The 16,596-nt window shown below is 69.7% G+C and carries 18 protein-coding genes; 6 read left to right on the top strand and 12 right to left on the bottom strand.

The window, feature by feature from the left end; genetic code table 11:
• Positions 1 to 70: 70 nt before the first annotated feature.
• The gene (locus tag ABT304_RS06085; RefSeq protein WP_350713791.1) at positions 71 to 1,606 is read right to left on the bottom strand and encodes an AMP-binding protein; all 1,536 of its coding nucleotides are present in this window, start codon (positions 1,604 to 1,606) and stop codon (positions 71 to 73) included.
• 46 nt (positions 1,607 to 1,652) lie between these two features.
• Here ABT304_RS06085 and ABT304_RS06080 point away from each other — a divergent pair, with 46 nt between their 5' ends.
• Positions 1,653 to 2,270, top strand: coding sequence for a TetR/AcrR family transcriptional regulator (locus tag ABT304_RS06080; protein ID WP_350713790.1), 618 nt, complete (start codon positions 1,653 to 1,655; stop codon positions 2,268 to 2,270).
• 70 nt (positions 2,271 to 2,340) lie between these two features.
• On the top strand, positions 2,341 to 2,913 hold the full coding sequence (locus ABT304_RS06075) for a hypothetical protein (RefSeq protein ID WP_350713789.1): 573 nt from the start codon (positions 2,341 to 2,343) through the stop codon (positions 2,911 to 2,913).
• Positions 2,914 to 3,049: 136 nt separating this feature from the next.
• On the opposite strand, the gene ABT304_RS06070 is transcribed toward ABT304_RS06075, so the two are convergent.
• Genes ABT304_RS06070 through ABT304_RS06045 form a run of 6 tightly spaced genes read right to left on the bottom strand, consistent with a single transcriptional unit; the run spans position 3,050 to position 8,558 of the window.
• On the bottom strand, positions 3,050 to 3,799 hold the full coding sequence (locus ABT304_RS06070; protein ID WP_350713788.1) for a CoA-transferase subunit beta: 750 nt from the start codon (positions 3,797 to 3,799) through the stop codon (positions 3,050 to 3,052).
• A complete protein-coding gene (locus tag ABT304_RS06065; protein WP_350713787.1) occupies positions 3,796 to 4,620 on the bottom strand; it encodes a CoA transferase subunit A in 825 nt (274 codons plus the stop codon). The genes ABT304_RS06070 and ABT304_RS06065 overlap by 4 nt, the downstream gene beginning before the upstream one ends.
• The gene (locus ABT304_RS06060) at positions 4,617 to 5,573 is read right to left on the bottom strand and encodes an acyl-CoA dehydrogenase family protein (RefSeq protein WP_350713786.1); all 957 of its coding nucleotides are present in this window, start codon (positions 5,571 to 5,573) and stop codon (positions 4,617 to 4,619) included. Before ABT304_RS06060 ends, ABT304_RS06065 begins: the two co-directional genes overlap by 4 nt.
• A complete protein-coding gene (locus ABT304_RS06055; RefSeq protein ID WP_350713785.1) occupies positions 5,570 to 6,589 on the bottom strand; it encodes an acyl-CoA dehydrogenase family protein in 1,020 nt (339 codons plus the stop codon). Before ABT304_RS06055 ends, ABT304_RS06060 begins: the two co-directional genes overlap by 4 nt.
• Positions 6,586 to 7,716, bottom strand: coding sequence for an acyl-CoA dehydrogenase family protein (locus tag ABT304_RS06050; protein ID WP_350713784.1), 1,131 nt, complete (start codon positions 7,714 to 7,716; stop codon positions 6,586 to 6,588). Before ABT304_RS06050 ends, ABT304_RS06055 begins: the two co-directional genes overlap by 4 nt.
• Entirely contained in the window at positions 7,713 to 8,558 is an 846-nt protein-coding gene (locus ABT304_RS06045) for an enoyl-CoA hydratase (RefSeq protein ID WP_350713783.1), read from the bottom strand. Before ABT304_RS06045 ends, ABT304_RS06050 begins: the two co-directional genes overlap by 4 nt.
• A gap of 47 nt (positions 8,559 to 8,605) precedes the next feature.
• Here ABT304_RS06045 and ABT304_RS06040 point away from each other — a divergent pair, with 47 nt between their 5' ends.
• From ABT304_RS06040 to ABT304_RS06030, 3 genes are all read left to right on the top strand, one after another.
• Complete coding sequence (locus ABT304_RS06040) at positions 8,606 to 9,784, top strand: acyl-CoA dehydrogenase family protein (protein WP_350713782.1); 1,179 nt, start codon at positions 8,606 to 8,608, stop codon at positions 9,782 to 9,784.
• Positions 9,781 to 10,575, top strand: coding sequence for an SDR family oxidoreductase (locus tag ABT304_RS06035; RefSeq protein WP_350713781.1), 795 nt, complete (start codon positions 9,781 to 9,783; stop codon positions 10,573 to 10,575). The genes ABT304_RS06040 and ABT304_RS06035 overlap by 4 nt, the downstream gene beginning before the upstream one ends.
• A gap of 158 nt (positions 10,576 to 10,733) precedes the next feature.
• On the top strand, positions 10,734 to 11,882 hold the full coding sequence (locus ABT304_RS06030) for an acetyl-CoA C-acetyltransferase (protein WP_350713780.1): 1,149 nt from the start codon (positions 10,734 to 10,736) through the stop codon (positions 11,880 to 11,882).
• An 18-nt stretch (positions 11,883 to 11,900) separates the two neighbouring features.
• Here the strand turns inward: ABT304_RS06030 and yidC are convergent, their stop codons facing one another.
• From yidC to ABT304_RS06005, 5 genes are all read right to left on the bottom strand, one after another.
• Complete coding sequence (gene yidC, locus ABT304_RS06025) at positions 11,901 to 12,713, bottom strand: membrane protein insertase YidC (protein WP_350713779.1); 813 nt, start codon at positions 12,711 to 12,713, stop codon at positions 11,901 to 11,903.
• A gap of 59 nt (positions 12,714 to 12,772) precedes the next feature.
• Complete coding sequence (locus ABT304_RS06020) at positions 12,773 to 13,060, bottom strand: hypothetical protein (RefSeq protein ID WP_350713778.1); 288 nt, start codon at positions 13,058 to 13,060, stop codon at positions 12,773 to 12,775.
• A gap of 36 nt (positions 13,061 to 13,096) precedes the next feature.
• Positions 13,097 to 13,666 carry a GNAT family N-acetyltransferase gene (locus tag ABT304_RS06015; RefSeq protein WP_350713777.1) on the bottom strand — a complete coding sequence of 190 codons (570 nt, stop codon included), beginning with the start codon at positions 13,664 to 13,666 and terminating at the stop codon, positions 13,097 to 13,099.
• Positions 13,667 to 13,683: 17 nt separating this feature from the next.
• Positions 13,684 to 14,754 (bottom strand): NAD(P)H-dependent flavin oxidoreductase, encoded by a 1,071-nt coding sequence (locus ABT304_RS06010; RefSeq protein ID WP_350713776.1) that lies wholly within the window; start codon positions 14,752 to 14,754, stop codon positions 13,684 to 13,686.
• A 113-nt stretch (positions 14,755 to 14,867) separates the two neighbouring features.
• On the bottom strand, positions 14,868 to 15,611 hold the full coding sequence (locus ABT304_RS06005; RefSeq protein ID WP_350713775.1) for an enoyl-CoA hydratase family protein: 744 nt from the start codon (positions 15,609 to 15,611) through the stop codon (positions 14,868 to 14,870).
• Positions 15,612 to 15,709: 98 nt separating this feature from the next.
• Between ABT304_RS06005 and ABT304_RS06000 the strand changes: the two genes are divergently transcribed.
• Positions 15,710 to 16,591 carry an SDR family oxidoreductase gene (locus ABT304_RS06000; RefSeq protein ID WP_350713774.1) on the top strand — a complete coding sequence of 294 codons (882 nt, stop codon included), beginning with the start codon at positions 15,710 to 15,712 and terminating at the stop codon, positions 16,589 to 16,591.
• The last annotated feature ends 5 nt before the right edge of the window (positions 16,592 to 16,596 follow it).

Genomic DNA, 16,596 nt, shown 5'->3' with positions numbered 1-16,596 from the left:
CGAAGCCTCCGTGGGGGAAGTAAAGAACGGGCTGAGGAAACCTATACCCCCGCCCGGTGGGGTGTCCCGCCTATTTCGAGGTGTCGCGTAGATCCGTCTTCAGGACCTTGCCGCTGGCGTTGCGCGGCAGGCTGTCGACCAGGACGTACGCCCTCGGCTGCTTGTAGTTGGCGAGGCGGTCCTTGAGCCAGGCCGCGATCTCGTCGGCGCTCGGGTCGTCGCGTACGACGACGAATGCCTTGCCCACCTGACCGAGGCGTGCGTCGGGGACGCCGATGACCGCGGCCTCGACGATGCCGGGGTGTGCGGCCAGGGTGTTCTCCACCTCGGCGGGATAGACGTTGAAGCCGCCGACGGTGAACATGTCCTTGATCCGGTCGGTGATCTTCAGGCAGCCGTGCTCGTCGAGGAAGCCGACGTCGCCGGTGTGGAGCCAGCCGTCCGCGTCGATCGCCTCGGCGGTGGCCTCGGGGTTCTCGAAGTAGCCGAGCATGACGTTGTCGCCACGGATCCAGACCTCGCCGTCCTCACCCGGCTCCGCGTCGTCGCCGGCCGAGGTGACGGTGCGGATCTCCAGGCCCTCGACCGCCGGCCCGACCACCTTGGCCACGTGCTCGGGATCCTCGCCGGGGCGGGTGGTGGTGGCGACCATGCACTCGGTCAGGCCGTACGCACCCTTGACCTCGTCGATCCCGAGGATGTCGCGCATGTCGGCGAAGAGGCTCTCCGGGACGCTCGCGGCGCCGGCGATCGCGAAGCGCAGCGAGGAGAGGTCGTACGCCTTCAGGTCTTCGTGGTTGATGAGGGTCGTGAAGATAGTGGGAGCGCCGGGGAGCACGGTGATCCGCTCGTCCTGGATCAGCTGCAGCGCCTGGGTCGGGTCGTAGGTCGCGATCGGGTAGACCGTCGCGCCCGAGGTGAACGCCGCGATGAACCCCGCCTTGTAGCCGAAGCCGTGGAAGAACGGGTTGACGATGGCGTACCGGTCCCGCGTGGTGAGCTCGGCGCCGCGCGCCCAGACGTCGGCGACGCCGATCGTCTGCCGCTGGGCGCTCATCACGCCCTTCGGCTTCCCGGTGGTGCCGGAGGTGAACAGCAGGTCGGCGAGGGTGTCGGGGGTGACCGACGCCTTGGCGTCCTCGAGCCGCTGGTCGGGGATCTCCGCGCCCTTGGCGAGGAACTCCTCCCAGCCGTTGGCGAGGTCGACGATGGTGAGCAGGTGCTCCGGGAGCGGGCCGGCGTCGTGGAGCATCTGGACGTAGTCGGTGCCGAGGAAGCCGTTGACGGTGACCAGCGCAGTGGCGCGGGAGCGCTCCAGGATCTCGCGCGCCTCATGGCCCCGGTAACGGGTGTTGAGCGGCACCACGGCCGCCCCGATCGTCTGCGCGCCGAGAACCGCGACCGGGAACTCCCACCGGTTGGGCGCCCAGATCGCGACACGGTCGCCGCTGCGTACGCCGCTGGCCAGGAAGGCGCGCGCGGTCCGGTCCGCTGCGTCGGCGAGCTCGGCGTAGGTGAGCGTCGTGGGGCCGTCGACGATCGCCGGGTGGTCGGCGTACGTCTGCTTGGCCTTCTCGATCAGGGCGGGGATCGTGCGCGGGGTCACCCTCGCAAGCGTAGTTGAGCAACTGCTTGTTTGGTAGGCTTCGTCCATGACTGACGCGGGGGTTGCGCCGAGAAGGCGGGGGACGGCGTCGGGGTCGTCGCGGCGAGCCGAGCTGCTCACGCTGGCTGCCGAGATGTTCGCGACGAAGGGCTTCGCCCAGACGACCGTACGCGACATCGCAGACGCTGCCGGGATCCTGTCCGGCTCGCTCTACCACCACTTCCGATCCAAGGAAGCGATGCTGACCGAGCTGCTGTCGGGGTTCCTCGACGGGCTCAACGCGCGCTTCACCGAGATCGTCGAGAGCGGGGTCGACCCGCAGGCCGACCTGGACGGACTGATCACCGAGTCGTTCCGGACGATCCACAACGAGCGGCTCGCCGTCGCGCTCTACCAGAACGAGGCGTCCTTCCTGGCGACCGTCGAGGGCTTCGAGTTCGTCGCCGAGCGCTCGCGCGACAACGAGGCGCTGTGGATCCGGGTCATCGAGGCCGGTCAGGCCTCGGGCGCCTTCCAGGCCTCCCTCGACCCTGCGCTGACCTACCGGTTCATCCGTGACGGCGTCTGGTCCACCGTCTCCTGGTACCGCCCCGGCGGGCGGCACACCCCCGAGACGCTCGCGGAGCAGTACCTGAAGCTGCTCCACGCCGGGATCCTGGCCTGAGCCGTGTGCCTGCCCGAGCTGCGGGTGATGTGGCACCCTTGCGCGCACTGAATCTGGCAAGGAGGCTTGTATGGGTCGTTGGGGTGCCATCATGTATTACCCGTCGGAGCGATCTCCGAAGGAGTTGTATCCCGACCAAACGGCAGATCCGATCTCGGGTTGCGTGGCCGGCTGGTCAGCCTGGGACTTCGGCCGCCATCTCCCAGACGACTTCGATCGGACGATCGCGGCGACGTTCGGCGTACCGCTGCTGTCGGCTGAGGTATGGGACAGCGACGCGGCTTGTCTGACGTTCATCGGGCATGAAGCGCCGTGGCAGACGGTGCTTCATCTGGATGCGTACGTCGGTTATGTGGCCGAGGTTGGATATGTGCCGTTCTATGCGGACGGCACGCCGATGTCCGAAGAAGATGAGGCGAAGCTCGCTGCTGCGGACGCCAAGAAGTTCGAGGTGGCGCGGGAGCGTCTTGCGAAGGCGATTCCGTTGGGCAGCGTGGCAGCTGAGCGGGCAACGTTATGGGCGCGTGCGGTGGGCCTGAACCCGTTGACCGTGGAGCAGGCCACTGCCGCGTTCGACGGCGAAGACGTCTTCGTGGAGGACACGCTGTGGGAGGTTGCGAAGGCGCTGGGGGTCCTCGCCTGACCCCCGCTGGTCGAGCCGCCGGAGCCGCTAGGCGGAGGCGTGTCGAGACCAACACGGTTCCATCGAGCGCGCCAGGAGACTGTGTTGGTCTCGACACGCTCGGCCGCAGGCGGCCTCACGGCTCGACCAGCGGGGCTTACGGGACCTCTTTGAAGCGGAGGCCCTTGGGGTCCTCTGCCTCGATGATCCTCAGCTCGTCCGGGGTGGGCTCGCGGGTGAGGGGTGCGTTGGTGGCGTCGATCGGGAAGCCGGTGGCGTCCTGGAGCTCCTCGGGGGTTACGCCGGGGTGGATCGAGTCGACCTTGACGAGCCCGGACTCGTCGTAGCCGAAGACGGCGAGGTTGGTGACGATGACGCCGAGGTCGTGGAAGCGGCCGGCGGTGCCGACGGCTCGGTCGTTGCCGACGCCGCTGGCGACGTCGACGCGGTCGACGAAGATCCGGGCGGAGTGCTTGGCGACCCAGTAGTCGACACGGTGGTTGACGGTGTTGCCGGGGGCGCCGCGTACGCCGATCAGCTGGCGTTTCGGCTGCCGCCAGTCGCCGATCGAGGAGATGTTCTGGTTGCCGTGGCGGTCGATCTGGCTGGCGCCCATCATCGAGTGCCGGCGACCGCTGGCGACGATGTCGAAGATGCTGCGGAACGGCACCCAGGCCTCCGGGGTGCCGCCAGCCGCCGCGGTCTTCAGCAGCGGCGGAGCCTCGGCCATCATGAACGCCTCCCCGTCGCTGAGGGCGAGCTCGGGGGTGTGGGTGGCCTTGGCGAGACGTACGCCGATGGCCGGGACGATCCCGACGGCGTGGGCGAGCACCTCGCCGGAGCCCTTGAAGGCGTCCGAGACAGCGGCCACGCAGATGTCTGCTCGGCTGATCGTTTGCAGGCTCACAGGTAACGCTCCTCGAACTCGGTCCACTGCTCGTCGGACTCGGCCTTCGCCGCGGCGACGTACGTCTTCTGGAACTCTTCGTCCCGGCCGTAGTCGGGATCGCAGCTGGTGAAGTGGGCGCCGCCGGGGGCCTCGACGACGTGGTTGACGAAGATCCGCGGGACCAGGAGCGACTGTGGCGGGGCCTTGGCGGTCAGGTCGTCGGTGGAGACGATCTGCTCGACGGACATGATCGTGGTGTCGGCGGCCATCGCGAAGAGGTCGTCGAAGTAGGGGTCGGGCCCGAGGTACTGCCCGTTGCCGGCCGCGTCGGCGCGGTTGAGATGGATGAGCGAGACGTCGAGGCGGAGCCCGGGGACGGCGACGTACTTCTCGTCGTCGTAGGGCGACCTCACCGTCTTCAGGTCGGGGTTCATCGCCATCACATCGCTGCCGAGACCGGCGCGGATGGGCTGGAACGAGAGCCGGTTCGCCCCGGCGCGAAGGCCGGCGACGAACATGCCCTCGTCGTACTCGCTCGTCTCCGGGATCTCGCCGCGCTCGCGGGCGCGGGTGAAGTTCGGGTCGAGCGGGATCGAGTCGAGACTGACGAAGCCGTAGACCAGCTTGCGGATCCTCCCGGCCCGTGCGAGCAGGCCGACGTCGGGGCCACCGAACGCGACCACGGTCAGGTCGGTGATGTCGCTGCGGAGGATCTCCTTGACCAGCGCCATCGGCTTGCGCCGCGAGCCCCAGCCGCCGATGCCGATGGTCATCCCGGACTCGAGCTTGCTGCTGACCTCGGTGAGGGGCAATGTCTTGTCGAGCGGAGTCTTGTTCACGTGTCTCCTCGGAAGAGCTGAGCGGTGGCATGGGCGCGCTTGAAGTAGAGGTGGGCGTCGTGCTCCCAGGTGATCGCCACCCCGCCGTGGAGCTGGATCATCTCGGCCGCGACCTGCGAGAACGCATCGGAGCACCAGGTCTTGGCGGCGTGGACGAGACGTACGTCCGGAGTCTGCTGGGTGAGCTCCCAGGCCGCTGCCCAGCTCATCGTCTTGGCCGTCTCGACCTGGACCAGCAGGTCGGCGCAGCGGTGCTTGAGCGCCTGGAACGAGCCGAGCGGGCGACCGAACTGGTGGCGCTCCTTGAGATAGGCGACCGTACGCTCCAGCGCCTCGCGCGCGGCTCCGGCCTGAAGGGCGGTCATCATGGTGGCGCCGACAGTGGTGACGTACGCCGGGTCGACCGTGCCGACGGATTCATCCGGGAGGTCGTCGATCGTGACCGTCGCGAACCTCCAGGTCGGGTCCAGGGCGGGGGTCGGGGTGATCGTGGCCGCCGAAGGGTCCACCGCGTGGACCTGGTCGCCGCGCAGCACGAGGAGGATCTCCGCGCCGGACGCGTCGATGACGAGATCGGATCCAGGAGTGGCGACTGCGGCCGTGGCCCCGCCGGCGATCCGCTCCAGCAGCTCACCGGCCTGTGGGGTGTCGGCTGCGGTCAGGACCTGGGTCGCCAGCAGGGTGCCGACGAACGGCGAGGGCGTGAGCGTGGCGCCGAGCTCCTCGAGGACGAGATGTGCCTCGATGTAGGAGCAGCCGACCCCGCCGTACACCTCGGCGACCGCCAGCGCGGTCACTCCGATCTGCTCGCTGAGCGTCTGCCACAGGGTGGTGTCGTAGCCCTCGGGCGTGCTGATCGCCGCCCGCAGGTCCATCGACGCGGCCCGCTTGGCGATCAGCGTGTGCACGGTCGCGACCAGGTCGGTCTGCTCCTCGGTGAGCGCGAACTTCATCGACCCTCCACCAGCGACTCGAGGATCCTGGCCCGATGCTCCGCCGGGGTGCCCCAGGCGCCGACCAGCGCGCGCACCTTCAGGATCCACAGGCTCAGGTCGAACTCGCGGGTGTAGCCGATCGCGCCGTGGACCTGGAGTGCGGTGCGCGAGGCGAGGTACGCCGCATCGCCGGCCGCGACCTTCGCGGCTGATACGTCTCGCGGCTCGAGGGTCAGGCTCGCGTTGTGGACCAGCGGGGCAGCGAAGTCCAGGGCGACGCGTACGTCCGCCAGCAGGTGCTTCACCGCCTGGAACTCCCCGATCGGCCGCCCGAACTGCGTCCTCTGCTTCACATAAGCGACCGAGTCGTCGAGCAGTCTCAGCCCGGCCCCGAGGAGCTGGGCCGAGCAGGCGAGGGTGCCGAGGTCGTGGGCGGTCGCCGCGTCGACCGTGGCGATCTCCTCTCCCGGGGTCACGTCGAAGAGTCGTCGGGTCGGGTCGACAGACCTGCGCTCGGTGCCGACAACAGCGTCGTGGAGGGTGGTGCTCAACGCGTACGTTCGCTCTGCGATGTCCGCGTCGACAGCCCGCGCCGGCCGTGAAAGAAACTTTTCTTTCACGGCCGAGGCCTGCTCTGCTTCCGGCCGGGCTGCTTCCGGCAAGACGAGCGGTGGTGCGACGGACACCACCGTCTCTCCGGCGGCCAGACGGGCGAGGAGATCTGCCAGGGGCGTACCTACGACGAGCGTCGGTGTGACAGCGACGCATTCGATCCACGGTCCCGGGACACCGTGGTATCCGAGCCGCTCGAAGGCGACGGTCAGGTCGACCGGGGTCGCTCCCACGCCCCCGTGCGCCTCCGGCACCAGCAGCCCGGTGACACCGAGCTCGGCGAGCCGCTGCCACAGCTTCAGGCCGGAGGAGTGGTCACCTGCCGCCCAGGCACGGGCGACCGACGGCACGCCTGCGGTGCCAAGCAGATCGTCGAGTGCCTCGGAGAAGGCGTGCTGCTCCGGCGTACGTCCGAACCTCATCGGCCACCCCTCGGCAGGCCGAGCACCCGCTCGGCGACGATGTTGCGCTGGATCTGGTTGGTGCCGGCGTAGATGGGGCCGGACAGGGAGAAGAGGTAGTCGTCGAGCCAGCGGCCTTCGAGCTCGGCGTCGGCACCGAGCAGCGAGAGCGCGGTCTCGTGCAGTGCGAGGTCGAGGTCGGACCACCACAGCTTGTTGATCGAGCCCTCGGCGCCGACGGAGCCGCCGGCCTCGACGTGGGTGACGGTGCCCCAGGTGTAGAGACGGTAGGCCTCGGCCCCGATCCAGGCGTCGACGACCTGGTCGCGGAGATGCGGCTGCGGGTCGGTCTGCCACAGGTCGAGGAGGCGGTCGGCGGCGGCGCAGAATCGGCCCGGCGAGCGCAGCGAGAGACCCCGCTCGTTGCCCGCGGTCGACATCGCGACCTTCCAGCCGTCGCCGACCCCGCCGAGCACGTCCTCATCGGGCACGAAGACGTCGTCGAAGAAGATCTCCGCGAACCCCGGCGTGCCGTCGAGCTGGTCGATCGGCCGGACCGTGACGCCGTCGGCGTCGAGCGGGAAGAGGAAGTACGTCAGCCCCCGGTGCCGCTCCGCGGACGGGTCGCTCCGGAAGAGCCCGAAGCCGCGGTCGGCGAAGGGCGCCCGGCTGCTCCAGGTCTTCTGGCCGTTGAGCCTCCAGCCGCCCTCGACCCGGGTCGCGGAGGCGCGCAAGGACGCCAGGTCGGACCCTGCCTCGGGCTCGGACCACGCCTGCGCCCAGACCAACGACCCGTCGGTCATGTCGCGCAGATAGCGCTCCTTCTGCGCCTCGGTCCCGTGGCCGAAGATGATCGGCGCGAGCAGCGAGATGCCGTTCTGGCTGATCCGGGTGGGGGCGCCGGCGAGGTAGTACTCCTCCTCGAAGATGACCCACTCGGTGAGCGACGCGTCCCGGCCGCCGTAGGCCTCGGGCCAGGTGACGACCGACCAGCGACCGGAGGCGAGGGTGCGCTCCCACTCCCGGTGGGCGGCGGCTCCCTCGGCGGTGTCCATCGACGGCAGCCGTCCGGGGTTGTTGGCGGCGAGCCACTCACGGGCTTCGAGGCGGAAGGCCTCCTCGGCCTCGGTGAACTCCAGCGTGCTCATTTCTTCATCGACCTCGCGTTCATCCCCGCGAGCGAGTCCTTGCCGACCTCGGCGTTGTGGGCGTGGGCGGCGTGGTGGAGGCCGAAGACCGAGTCCATCCCGGCGCGCATGCCCATCAGGTCCTCGGCCTGGTTGACCGCCTTCTTCGCCAGCGCGAGACCCAGGCGCGGCATCTCGGCGATCCGCCCCGCGAGGGCGAGCGTCTCGGTCTCGAGGTCGTCGCGACGTACGACATGGTTGACCATGCCCCAGCGCTCGGCCTGCTCGGCGGTGAAGCGGTCGCCGGTGAAGAGCATCTCCTTGGCGGCGCGGGGGTTGGTGACCCACGGGTGGGCGAAGTACTCGACCCCGGGGATGCCCATCTTGACCACCGGATCGGAGAAGAAGGCATCGTCGGAGGCGACGATGAAGTCGCAGGACCAGGCCAGCATCAGGCCGCCGGCGATGCAGGCGCCCTGCACCATCGCGATCGTCGGCTTCGGCAGCTCGCGCCAGCGGCGGCACATGCCGAGGTAGACCTCGGACTCGCGCGCGAAGCGGGAGTCGACGCCCTCCTTGCCGACGTGGTCCCACCACATCACGGCCTTGCGCTCGAAGCTCTCGTCGATGTCGCGGCCCGGCGTGCCGATGTCGTGGCCGGCGCAGAAGTGCTTGCCGTTGCCGCCGAGGACGATCACCTTGATCTCGTCGTCGTTGGTCGCTCGGGTGAACGCCTCGTCGAGCGCGTAGGTCACCTTCGAGTTCTGGGCGTTGCGGTATTCGGGGCGGTTCAGCCGCACCACCGCGACGGGTCCGTGGGTCTCGTACGTCACGACACTGGTCTCGGTTGGAGTGGCGCTCATGCCGCAGACGCTACCAAACAAGTGCTTGGTTTGGTAGGTTGTCCGGCATGGACCTGACCTACTCCGCCGAGGACGAGGCGTTCCGTGCCGAGGTGCGCGAGTGGCTGGCCGACCACCTGGTCGGCGAGTGGGCCGCGCTGCGCGGCACCGGCGGGAACGGCCGCGACCACGAGTCGTACGAGGGGCGGCTGGCGTGGAACCGCTACCTGGCCTCACATGGGTGGACCTGTCTGGGCTGGCCCGAGGAGCACGGCGGCCGAGGCCTGCCGCTGTTCCAGCAGGTGATCTTCCACGAGGAGTACGCCCGCGCGGACGCCCCGGTCCGGATCAACCATCTCGGCGAGGAGTTGCTCGGCCCCACCTTGATCGCCCACGGAACGTCCGCTCAGAAGGAGCGGTTCCTGCCGAAGATCGTGGCCGTGGAGGAGCTGTGGTGCCAGGGCTACTCCGAGCCCGGCGCCGGCTCCGACCTGGCCGGGGTGCGGACGCGGGCCAGGCTGGACGGTGACCAGTGGGTTGTCGACGGGCAGAAGGTCTGGACGTCGAACGCCCACCTCTCCGACTGGTGCTTCGTCGTGTGCCGGACCGAGCCCGGGTCGTCCCGCCATCATGGGCTCTCCTATCTGCTGGTGCCGATGGCGCAGCCCGGGGTCGACGTACGGCCGATCGAGCAGCTCACCGGCACCTCTGAGTTCAACGAGGTCTTCTTCGACGGCGCCGTCACCTCGGCCGACCTGGTCGTGGGTGAGCCCGGCGACGGCTGGAAGGTCGCGATGGCGACGCTCGGGTTCGAGCGCGGGGTCTCGACGATCGGTCAGCAGGTCGGCTTCGCGCGCGAGCTGGAGACGGTCGAGGATGCCGCTCGGGCGAACGGCACCATCGACTCGCCCGACATCTCGTCGAGACTCGCCCAGGCCCATGTCGGGCTGGAGGTGCTCCGGCTGCACGCGCTGCGGACCCTCTCGGCGTACGACTCCGGCTCCTCGGGCCCCGAGGCGAGCGTCTCCAAGCTGCTGTGGGCGCGGTGGCACCGCGAGCTCGGCGAGCTGGCGATGGACGTCGTCGGGCTCGCCGGGCTGACCACCGGCGAGGGCTACGCGCTCGACCGACTCCAGTCCCTCTACCTCTTCTCCCGCGCCGACACGATCTACGGCGGCTCGGACGAGATCCAACGGAACATCATCGCCGAGCGCGTCCTCGGCCTGCCACGAGAGGCTCGTGCATGAAGCCTGAACAGCCAACCCCCGCGTACGTCCCCGGCCACTCGCTCCTGGACGGGCGGGTCGTCGTCGTCACGGCCGCCGCCGGTGCGGGGATCGGGGCGGCAGTGGTGCGGAAGGTGCTCGAGGAGGGCGCGAAGGGGGTCGTCGTCTCCGATACCCACGAGCGCCGGCTCAAGGAGTCGCGCGACGCCCTCGCCGAGGAGTTCGGTGAGGGCCGGATCACGGCCGTGACCTGCGATGTCACCCAGGAGGACCAGGTCCAGGCGCTGCTCGACGCCGCGGAGTCGTACGGCGGTGTCGACGTGATGATCAACAACGCCGGCCTCGGCGGGACCGCGTCGGTGCTGGAGATGACCGACGACCAGTGGGGGAAGGTTCTCGACATCACCCTCACCGGGACGTTCCGCTGCATCCGGGCCGTCGGGCAGCGGTTCGTGGCCGCCGGGAAGCGCGGCGTGATCGTCAACAACGCCTCCGTGATCGGCTGGCGGGCCCAGGAGGGGCAGGCGCACTACGCCGCCGCCAAGGCCGGGGTGATGGCGCTGACCCGTTCCGCCGCCGCGGACCTGGCGCCGCACGGGATCCGGGTCAACGCGGTCTCGCCGTCGCTCGCCATGCACCCGTTCCTGGAGAAGGTCACCTCACCCGAGCTGCTCGTCGAGCTCAAGGGCCGCGAGGCCTTCGGCCGCGCCGCCGAGCCGTGGGAGGTCGCCAACGTCATGGTCTTCCTGGCCAGCGACTACTCGTCGTACATGACCGGCGAGGTCGTCTCGGTGAGCAGCCAGCATGCCTAGCAACACCCCGCTGGTCGAGCCGGGAGGCCGCCTGCGGCCGAGCGTGTCGAGACCAACACAGTCCCATCGAGCGCCGCAGGGACCGTGTTGGTCTCGACACGACGTCGCTCGTACCTCACGACGTCGGCTCGACCGACGTGGGTCAAGGAGTCAGAACATTGCCTGAGGCATTCATCATCGACGCCGTTCGTACGCCGGTAGGCAAGCGCGGCGGCGCGCTGGCCGGCCTCCACCCGGCCGACCTGGGCGCCCACTCGCTGGCCGCGCTCGTCGACCGCACCGGTGTCGACCCGGGCGCTGTGGACGACGTGATCATGGGCTGCTGCGACACCATCGGCGGCCAGGCCGGCGACGTGGCGCGGACCGCGTGGCTGGTCGCCGGGCTGCCCGACCACGTCCCGGGCGTGACCATCGACCGGCAGTGCGGCTCGTCGCAGCAGGCGGTCCACTTCGCGGCCCAGGGAGTCCTGTCGGGCACCCAGGACCTGGTGGTCGCGGGCGGCCTGCAGAACATGTCCGCGATCCCGATCTCGGCGGCGATGCTGGTGGGGGCGCAATACGGCTACACCACTCCCTTCGCCGAGTCGCCCGGCTGGGTGAAGCGCTACGGCGACCAGGAGGTCTCCCAGTTCCGCTCCGCGGAGATGATCGCCGAGAAGTGGGACATCTCGCGCGAGGACATGGAGGCCTACGCCCTCGCCTCCCACCAGCGCGCGAAGACCGCGATCGCCGAGGGACGGTTCGAGCGCGAGATCGTGCCGGTCGGCGACTTCGCCGTCGACCAGTGCCCGCGCGAGACCTCGCTGGAGAAAATGGCCTCCCTGGAGCCCCTCGCTCCCGGGGGGCGGATCACCGCGGCCGTCGCCTCCCAGATCTGCGACGCCTCCTCGGCCCTGCTCATCGCCTCCGCCCAGGCCGTACGCACCTTCGGTCTCACCCCGCGAGCCCGGATCCACCACCTCTCCGTCCGCGGAGACGACCCGGTCTGGATGCTCACCGGCCCGATCGAGGCAACCCGCCATGCCCTCGCCAAGACGGGGCTGTCCGTCGACGACATCGACCTGTTCGAGTGCAACGAGGCCTTCGCGAGCGTCGTCCTGGCGTGGATGAAGGAGCTCGACATCCCGCACTCGAAGGTGAACGTCAACGGCGGCGGCATCGCCCTCGGCCACCCCATCGGCGCCACCGGCACCCGGCTGATGACCACCCTCCTCAACGAGCTCGAACGCACCGGCGGTCGTTACGGACTCCAGACCATGTGCGAGGGCGGTGGCCAGGCGAACGTCACCATCATCGAGCGGCTCTGAGGGTGCCGGTCCGAGGGGTCAGGCCGGCTGCAACCTGAGCGTCCGACGCTCGGCCGCAGGCGAGCCGGGGGTGGGGAACCAGCGGTGGATGACCGCGGCCTGGCCGGCGGTCCACAGGCCGCTGATGACCCAGTAGACGAGCAGGGCGAGGGGAACGGTGCTGCCGGCGAGGAGCATGCCGCCGGCGGAGATGACGGGCATCATCTCCTGGATCCGGATCATCGACTCGGGCATGTCGGTGCGCACCATGTTGGGCAGGACCCACAGCCGCTGGCTGAGATAGCTGACCAGCGCGGCGGTCGCGGCGAGGCCGAGGGTGATCACCAGGTGGGTCGTGTCGCCGGAGAGGTAGCCGTGGCCGGTCAGCGGCGTGCCGAGGAAGGTCGCGTCACCGAGCGAGGCGACGAGCGAGTCGCTCATCGCACCGACGGAGTTGCTCCGGCTGACGTCGGAGAGCAGGTGGTAGAGCGCCAGGAAGATCGGCAGCTGGGCGAAGGCGGCGAGCATGGCGAAGCGGGGTACGCCGTGCTCCTCGTTGATCTTCCGGCGCTCCTCCATCATTGCCATCATGTCGGCCTGGCTCGCGCTGCCCTTCGCGGCCTGCTTCTGGTACTTCTTCGTCAGCGCCTGCAGCTGCGGGCGGGCCCGCGCGGAGGCGTGGGCGTGGCGTACGCCCCGGATCGCGAGCGGCAGCAAAACGAGCCGGACCAGCACCACGACGGCGGCGATGGCCAGGAGCCAGCTGAGGTCGGGGCCGACGAAAGCCAGGACGTGGTGGGCGCCGGCGAGGACGGCGGCGAGGGCGTGCGACAGCGGGGCGAGAACGGACATGGGTGTGCTCCTGAGAGGTGAGTGGATAGGGCTGACGGGCTCGCCGGGTGTGGCGAGTGTCAGACCTGCTCAGGAGCGCGTGGGCGGCGCGGGGAGCAGACCGGGTCGGTGACCCGGGCAGCGAGGTGACGCGGCCCGTCGGAGGCATCGCGTGGGGCCGTCGAGTGGGCCCTGACCAGGGCGAATGCGCCGACGTTGTGGATCGCGCCGACCGCGACGGCCGCGAGCGCGGTCGAGACGGCGATGGTGAGCAGCGCCTGCTCGGGATCGACGCTCATCAGCGCCGGGAGCATCAGCGTGAAAAGCGCGACGAGCGCGATGCGTACGCGGCTCGTCTCGGTGTTCACGACCCACACTCTACCGATCGTCGTCAACCAGGCGCGTCAGCTCAGGTCGCGCCGCATCAGCACGCGTGGGTGACCCGCCAGGACCGAGGTCGTGTCGGCGGCCCAGGTGAAGCCGGCCGCCTCGAAGTTCTTGCGGATCCCGGCGTACGCCATCGTCAGGTCGACCTTCGCGCCCTTGTTGTCGAGCGGGTAGGCCTCGATGGCGGGAGCGCCGTGGTCGCGCGCGAAGTCGACGGCACCCTCGATGAGCGTGTGCGAGATGCCCTTGCCGCGGTGGCCCGGACGGACCCGGATGCACCACACCGACCAGACCGGCAGGTCGTCGACGTGCGGAATCTTCCGGTTGCGGGCGAAGGTGGTGTCCGCGCGCGGGGCGACGGCGGCCCAGCCGACCGGCTCGTCGCCCTCGTAGGCCAGCACGCCCAGCGGTCCGTCGGCGAGCAGGTTGCGCACGTACTCCCCGCGCTCCTGCCCGCGCATCTTGTTGTTGATCGTGGAGGGGATCCGGTAGCTCAGGCACCAGCACACGCTGGCGTCGGGTCGTTTGGGGCCGACAAGCGTGCGTACGTCTTCGAACACCTCTGCCGGGCGGACCTCGATCACCATGGGCCCAAGCGTGCTGCTCAGGCGTGGTTGGCGTCCAGGTGTTTGAGGCGATCGACGGCGCCGGCGATGATCCGGTCGACGAGCTCCTCGCAGGCGGGGAGGTCGTCGAGGAGGCCGACGACCTGGCCGCTGGAGAGCATCCCGGCGCTCGTGTCGCCCTCGACGAGCCCGGCGCGCAGCAGCATCGGTGTGTTGGCGGCCAGGACGACCTCGGCCCAGGTCCGGTCGCCGCCGTGGACCATGCTGCGGCCGTCCTTGATCAGCGTGCGCCAGGGGAGGCCGGACATCTCCTTGAACTGCCTGGTGCGCCTGATGGTCCGGAGCAGCTTCGCGGTGACACCCTCCTTCTCGAGCGTGTCGACGAACTCCGTGCGCAGCAGGCGGTGAGGCATGCCGTCGGCCTTCGTGGTCACGACGGTGCCGTCGAGGCCGAAGCTCAGATAGCGGCGTCGTACGTCCTCGGGAACCGCGGAGTCGGCGGTGAGCAGGAAGCGCGTGCCCATGCCGATGCCGGCGGCGCCGTAGGCCATCGCGGCGGCGAGGCCGCGGCCGTCGAAGAAGCCGCCCGCGGCCACGACGGGGATGTCGACGGCGTCGAGGACGCTCGGCAGGAGCAGGGTCGTCGGGACCGGGCCGGTGTGCCCGCCGCCCTCGCCGCCCTGGATCATCACCATGTCGGCGCCCCAGCTCGCCACCTTCTTGGCGTGCTTGGCCGCGCCGATCGACGGCATCACGACGATGTCGCGCTCCTTGAGCCTGCTGATCAGCTCGGGCTTGGGTGCGAGGGCGAAGCTCGCCACCTTCACGCCGTGGTCGATGAGCAGCCGGCAGCGGTCGGGGGCGTCCGAGGCGTCGGCTCTCAGGTTGACCCCGAAGGGTCTGTCCGTACGTCCCTTGACCTCGACGATCGCTTTCTCGAGCTCGTCGAGAGTCATCGTGGCCGAGGCCAGGATGCCGAGCGCGCCCGCGTTGGCGGTGGCCGAGACCAGACGCGGGCCGGCGACCCAGCCCATGCCGGTCTGCACGATCGGATGGTCGACACCGGTCAGCTCGGTCAGCGGCGTACGAAATGTCTGTGCGGTGCTCATCGGGTCTCCTGATCTTGCCGAGTCGGCTCGTCCTGACGAGATTCAGCGTCGAGTCGGCGCGTCGTGACGAGCCGACTCGACGGAGAAATCGGTCAGGATGAGCCGGGTCGGCATCACTTTCCGTCCTTCACGAAGGCGTCGCGGCGCTCGTCGGCGACGCCGGCGAGGTTGAGCTCGAAGGTGAAGCCCTGCTCGAAGCGGTAGGAGGCGTTCACGTCGATCGGGTCGATGCCGTTGAGGGCGGCCTTGGCGGCGCGGATGACCTGCGGGTCCTTCTGCGCGATCTGCCGGGCGATCTCGAGGGCCGTCTCGTCGAGCTCGTCGCGCGGGACCACCGCATGGACCGAGCCCAGCTCGTGGAGGCGCTGGGCGGTGATGGTCTGGGCGGTGAAGTAGAGCGTACGCAGCATGTGCTGCGGCACCAGGCGGCTCAGGTGGGTGGCGGCGCCGAGGGCCCCGCGGTCGACCTCGGGTACGCCGAAGAAGGCGTCGTCGCTGGCCACGATGGTGTCGGCGTTGCCGACCAGGCCGACGCCGCCGCCGAGGCAGAAGCCGTTGACCGCGGCGATGACCGGGACCGGGCACTCGTAGATCGCCTTGAACGCCGCGTAGCAGCCGCGGTTGGCGCCGAGGATGCCCTCGAACCCCTCGATCTGCTGCATCTCCTTGATGTCGACGCCGGCGTTGAAGCCCTTGCCCTCCGCGCGCAGGATCACGACTCGTGCGTTGTTCTCGGCGGCGGTGGTGACGGCGTCGGCGACCTCGAACCAGCCCTTGACCGGCAGCGCGTTCACCGGTGGGTGGTTCATCGTGACGACGGCGATCTGCTCGTCGGTGATCTCGGTGGAGATGCCCATGGTGCCCATCCTCGATTCAGCACTGCCTAACCTAGCGATTGCTTGGTAGCCTAGCAGTTGCTTGGTTTCTGAACGCAAGACTGGAAAGGGACGCCACCATGGCTCGACTGCTCGAAGGCCGGATCGCGATCGTCACCGGAGCGGGGCGAGGCATCGGCCGGGCGCATGCGCTCGAGCTCGCCCGTCACGGGGCGAAGGTGATCGTCAACGACTTCGGCGTCTCGCTGGCGGGGGAGGGCACCGGTGAGTCGCCCGCGTCCCAGGTCGTCGACGAGATCGTCGCCGCAGGTGGGGAGGCGGTCGCCAATGCCGCCGACGTGGCCGACTTCGCGGACGCCGAGGCGATGGTGGGGCAGGCCATCGAGACGTACGGAGGCCTGGACATCCTCGTCAACAACGCCGGATTCGTACGTGACCGGATGCTCGTCAACACCTCCGAGGAGGAGTGGGACGCGGTCATCCGAGTGCATCTGAAGGGACACTTCGCGACCCTGCGGCACGCGGGTGCGTACTGGCGGGCCGAGTCCAAGGCCGGGCGGCAGCGGGACGCGCGGGTCATCAACACCTCCTCCGGCGCGGGCCTGCAGGGCTCGATCGGGCAGGGCACCTACTCCGCCGCCAAGGCCGGGATCGCCGGGCTCACCCTGGTCGCCGCCGCCGAGATGTCGCGCTACGGCGTCACCGTCAACGCCATCGCGCCGGTCGCCAAGACCCGGATGACCGAGGGCGCCTTCGACACCTCCGCGATGGCGCTGCCCGAGGACAACTCACCGGTCGTCGCCTGGCTCGCCTCTCCGGAGGCGCGCGATGTCACCGGCCGGGTCATCGAGATCGACGGGCCCACGATGACCGTCGAGAACGGCTGGGCCCACGGCCCCTCCGCCGACGCCGGAGCCCGCTGGGACGCCGCCGACGTCGGGCCCGCCCTCCGCAAGCTGCTCGCCCAGGCGCCGGTGCCGGAGAAGGTGTACGGAGCCTGAGCCGG

The organism is Nocardioides sp. NPDC000445 (genome assembly GCF_040300245.1).
Classification (GTDB): domain Bacteria; phylum Actinomycetota; class Actinomycetes; order Propionibacteriales; family Nocardioidaceae; genus Nocardioides.
The sequence above is the reverse complement of the archived record's forward strand: the minus strand, read 5'-3'. Positions and strand labels throughout refer to the sequence as shown.

What these genes read in the sequence shown, in the direction of transcription:
- ABT304_RS06010 (WP_350713776.1), bottom strand. Translation starts at nt 14,754, where the DNA reads ATGAGCACCGCACAGACATTTCGTACGCCGCTGACCGAGCTGACCGGT.
- ABT304_RS06000 (WP_350713774.1), top strand. Translation starts at nt 15,710, where the DNA reads ATGGCTCGACTGCTCGAAGGCCGGATCGCGATCGTCACCGGAGCGGGG.
- ABT304_RS06055 (WP_350713785.1), bottom strand. Translation starts at nt 6,589, where the DNA reads ATGAGGTTCGGACGTACGCCGGAGCAGCACGCCTTCTCCGAGGCACTC.
- ABT304_RS06080 (WP_350713790.1), top strand. Translation starts at nt 1,653, where the DNA reads ATGACTGACGCGGGGGTTGCGCCGAGAAGGCGGGGGACGGCGTCGGGG.
- ABT304_RS06045 (WP_350713783.1), bottom strand. Translation starts at nt 8,558, where the DNA reads ATGAGCGCCACTCCAACCGAGACCAGTGTCGTGACGTACGAGACCCAC.
- ABT304_RS06060 (WP_350713786.1), bottom strand. Translation starts at nt 5,573, where the DNA reads ATGAAGTTCGCGCTCACCGAGGAGCAGACCGACCTGGTCGCGACCGTG.
- ABT304_RS06005 (WP_350713775.1), bottom strand. Translation starts at nt 15,611, where the DNA reads ATGGGCATCTCCACCGAGATCACCGACGAGCAGATCGCCGTCGTCACG.
- ABT304_RS06075 (WP_350713789.1), top strand. Translation starts at nt 2,341, where the DNA reads ATGGGTCGTTGGGGTGCCATCATGTATTACCCGTCGGAGCGATCTCCG.
- ABT304_RS06035 (WP_350713781.1), top strand. Translation starts at nt 9,781, where the DNA reads ATGAAGCCTGAACAGCCAACCCCCGCGTACGTCCCCGGCCACTCGCTC.
- ABT304_RS06015 (WP_350713777.1), bottom strand. Translation starts at nt 13,666, where the DNA reads ATGGTGATCGAGGTCCGCCCGGCAGAGGTGTTCGAAGACGTACGCACG.
- yidC (WP_350713779.1), bottom strand. Translation starts at nt 12,713, where the DNA reads ATGTCCGTTCTCGCCCCGCTGTCGCACGCCCTCGCCGCCGTCCTCGCC.
- ABT304_RS06050 (WP_350713784.1), bottom strand. Translation starts at nt 7,716, where the DNA reads ATGAGCACGCTGGAGTTCACCGAGGCCGAGGAGGCCTTCCGCCTCGAA.
- ABT304_RS06040 (WP_350713782.1), top strand. Translation starts at nt 8,606, where the DNA reads ATGGACCTGACCTACTCCGCCGAGGACGAGGCGTTCCGTGCCGAGGTG.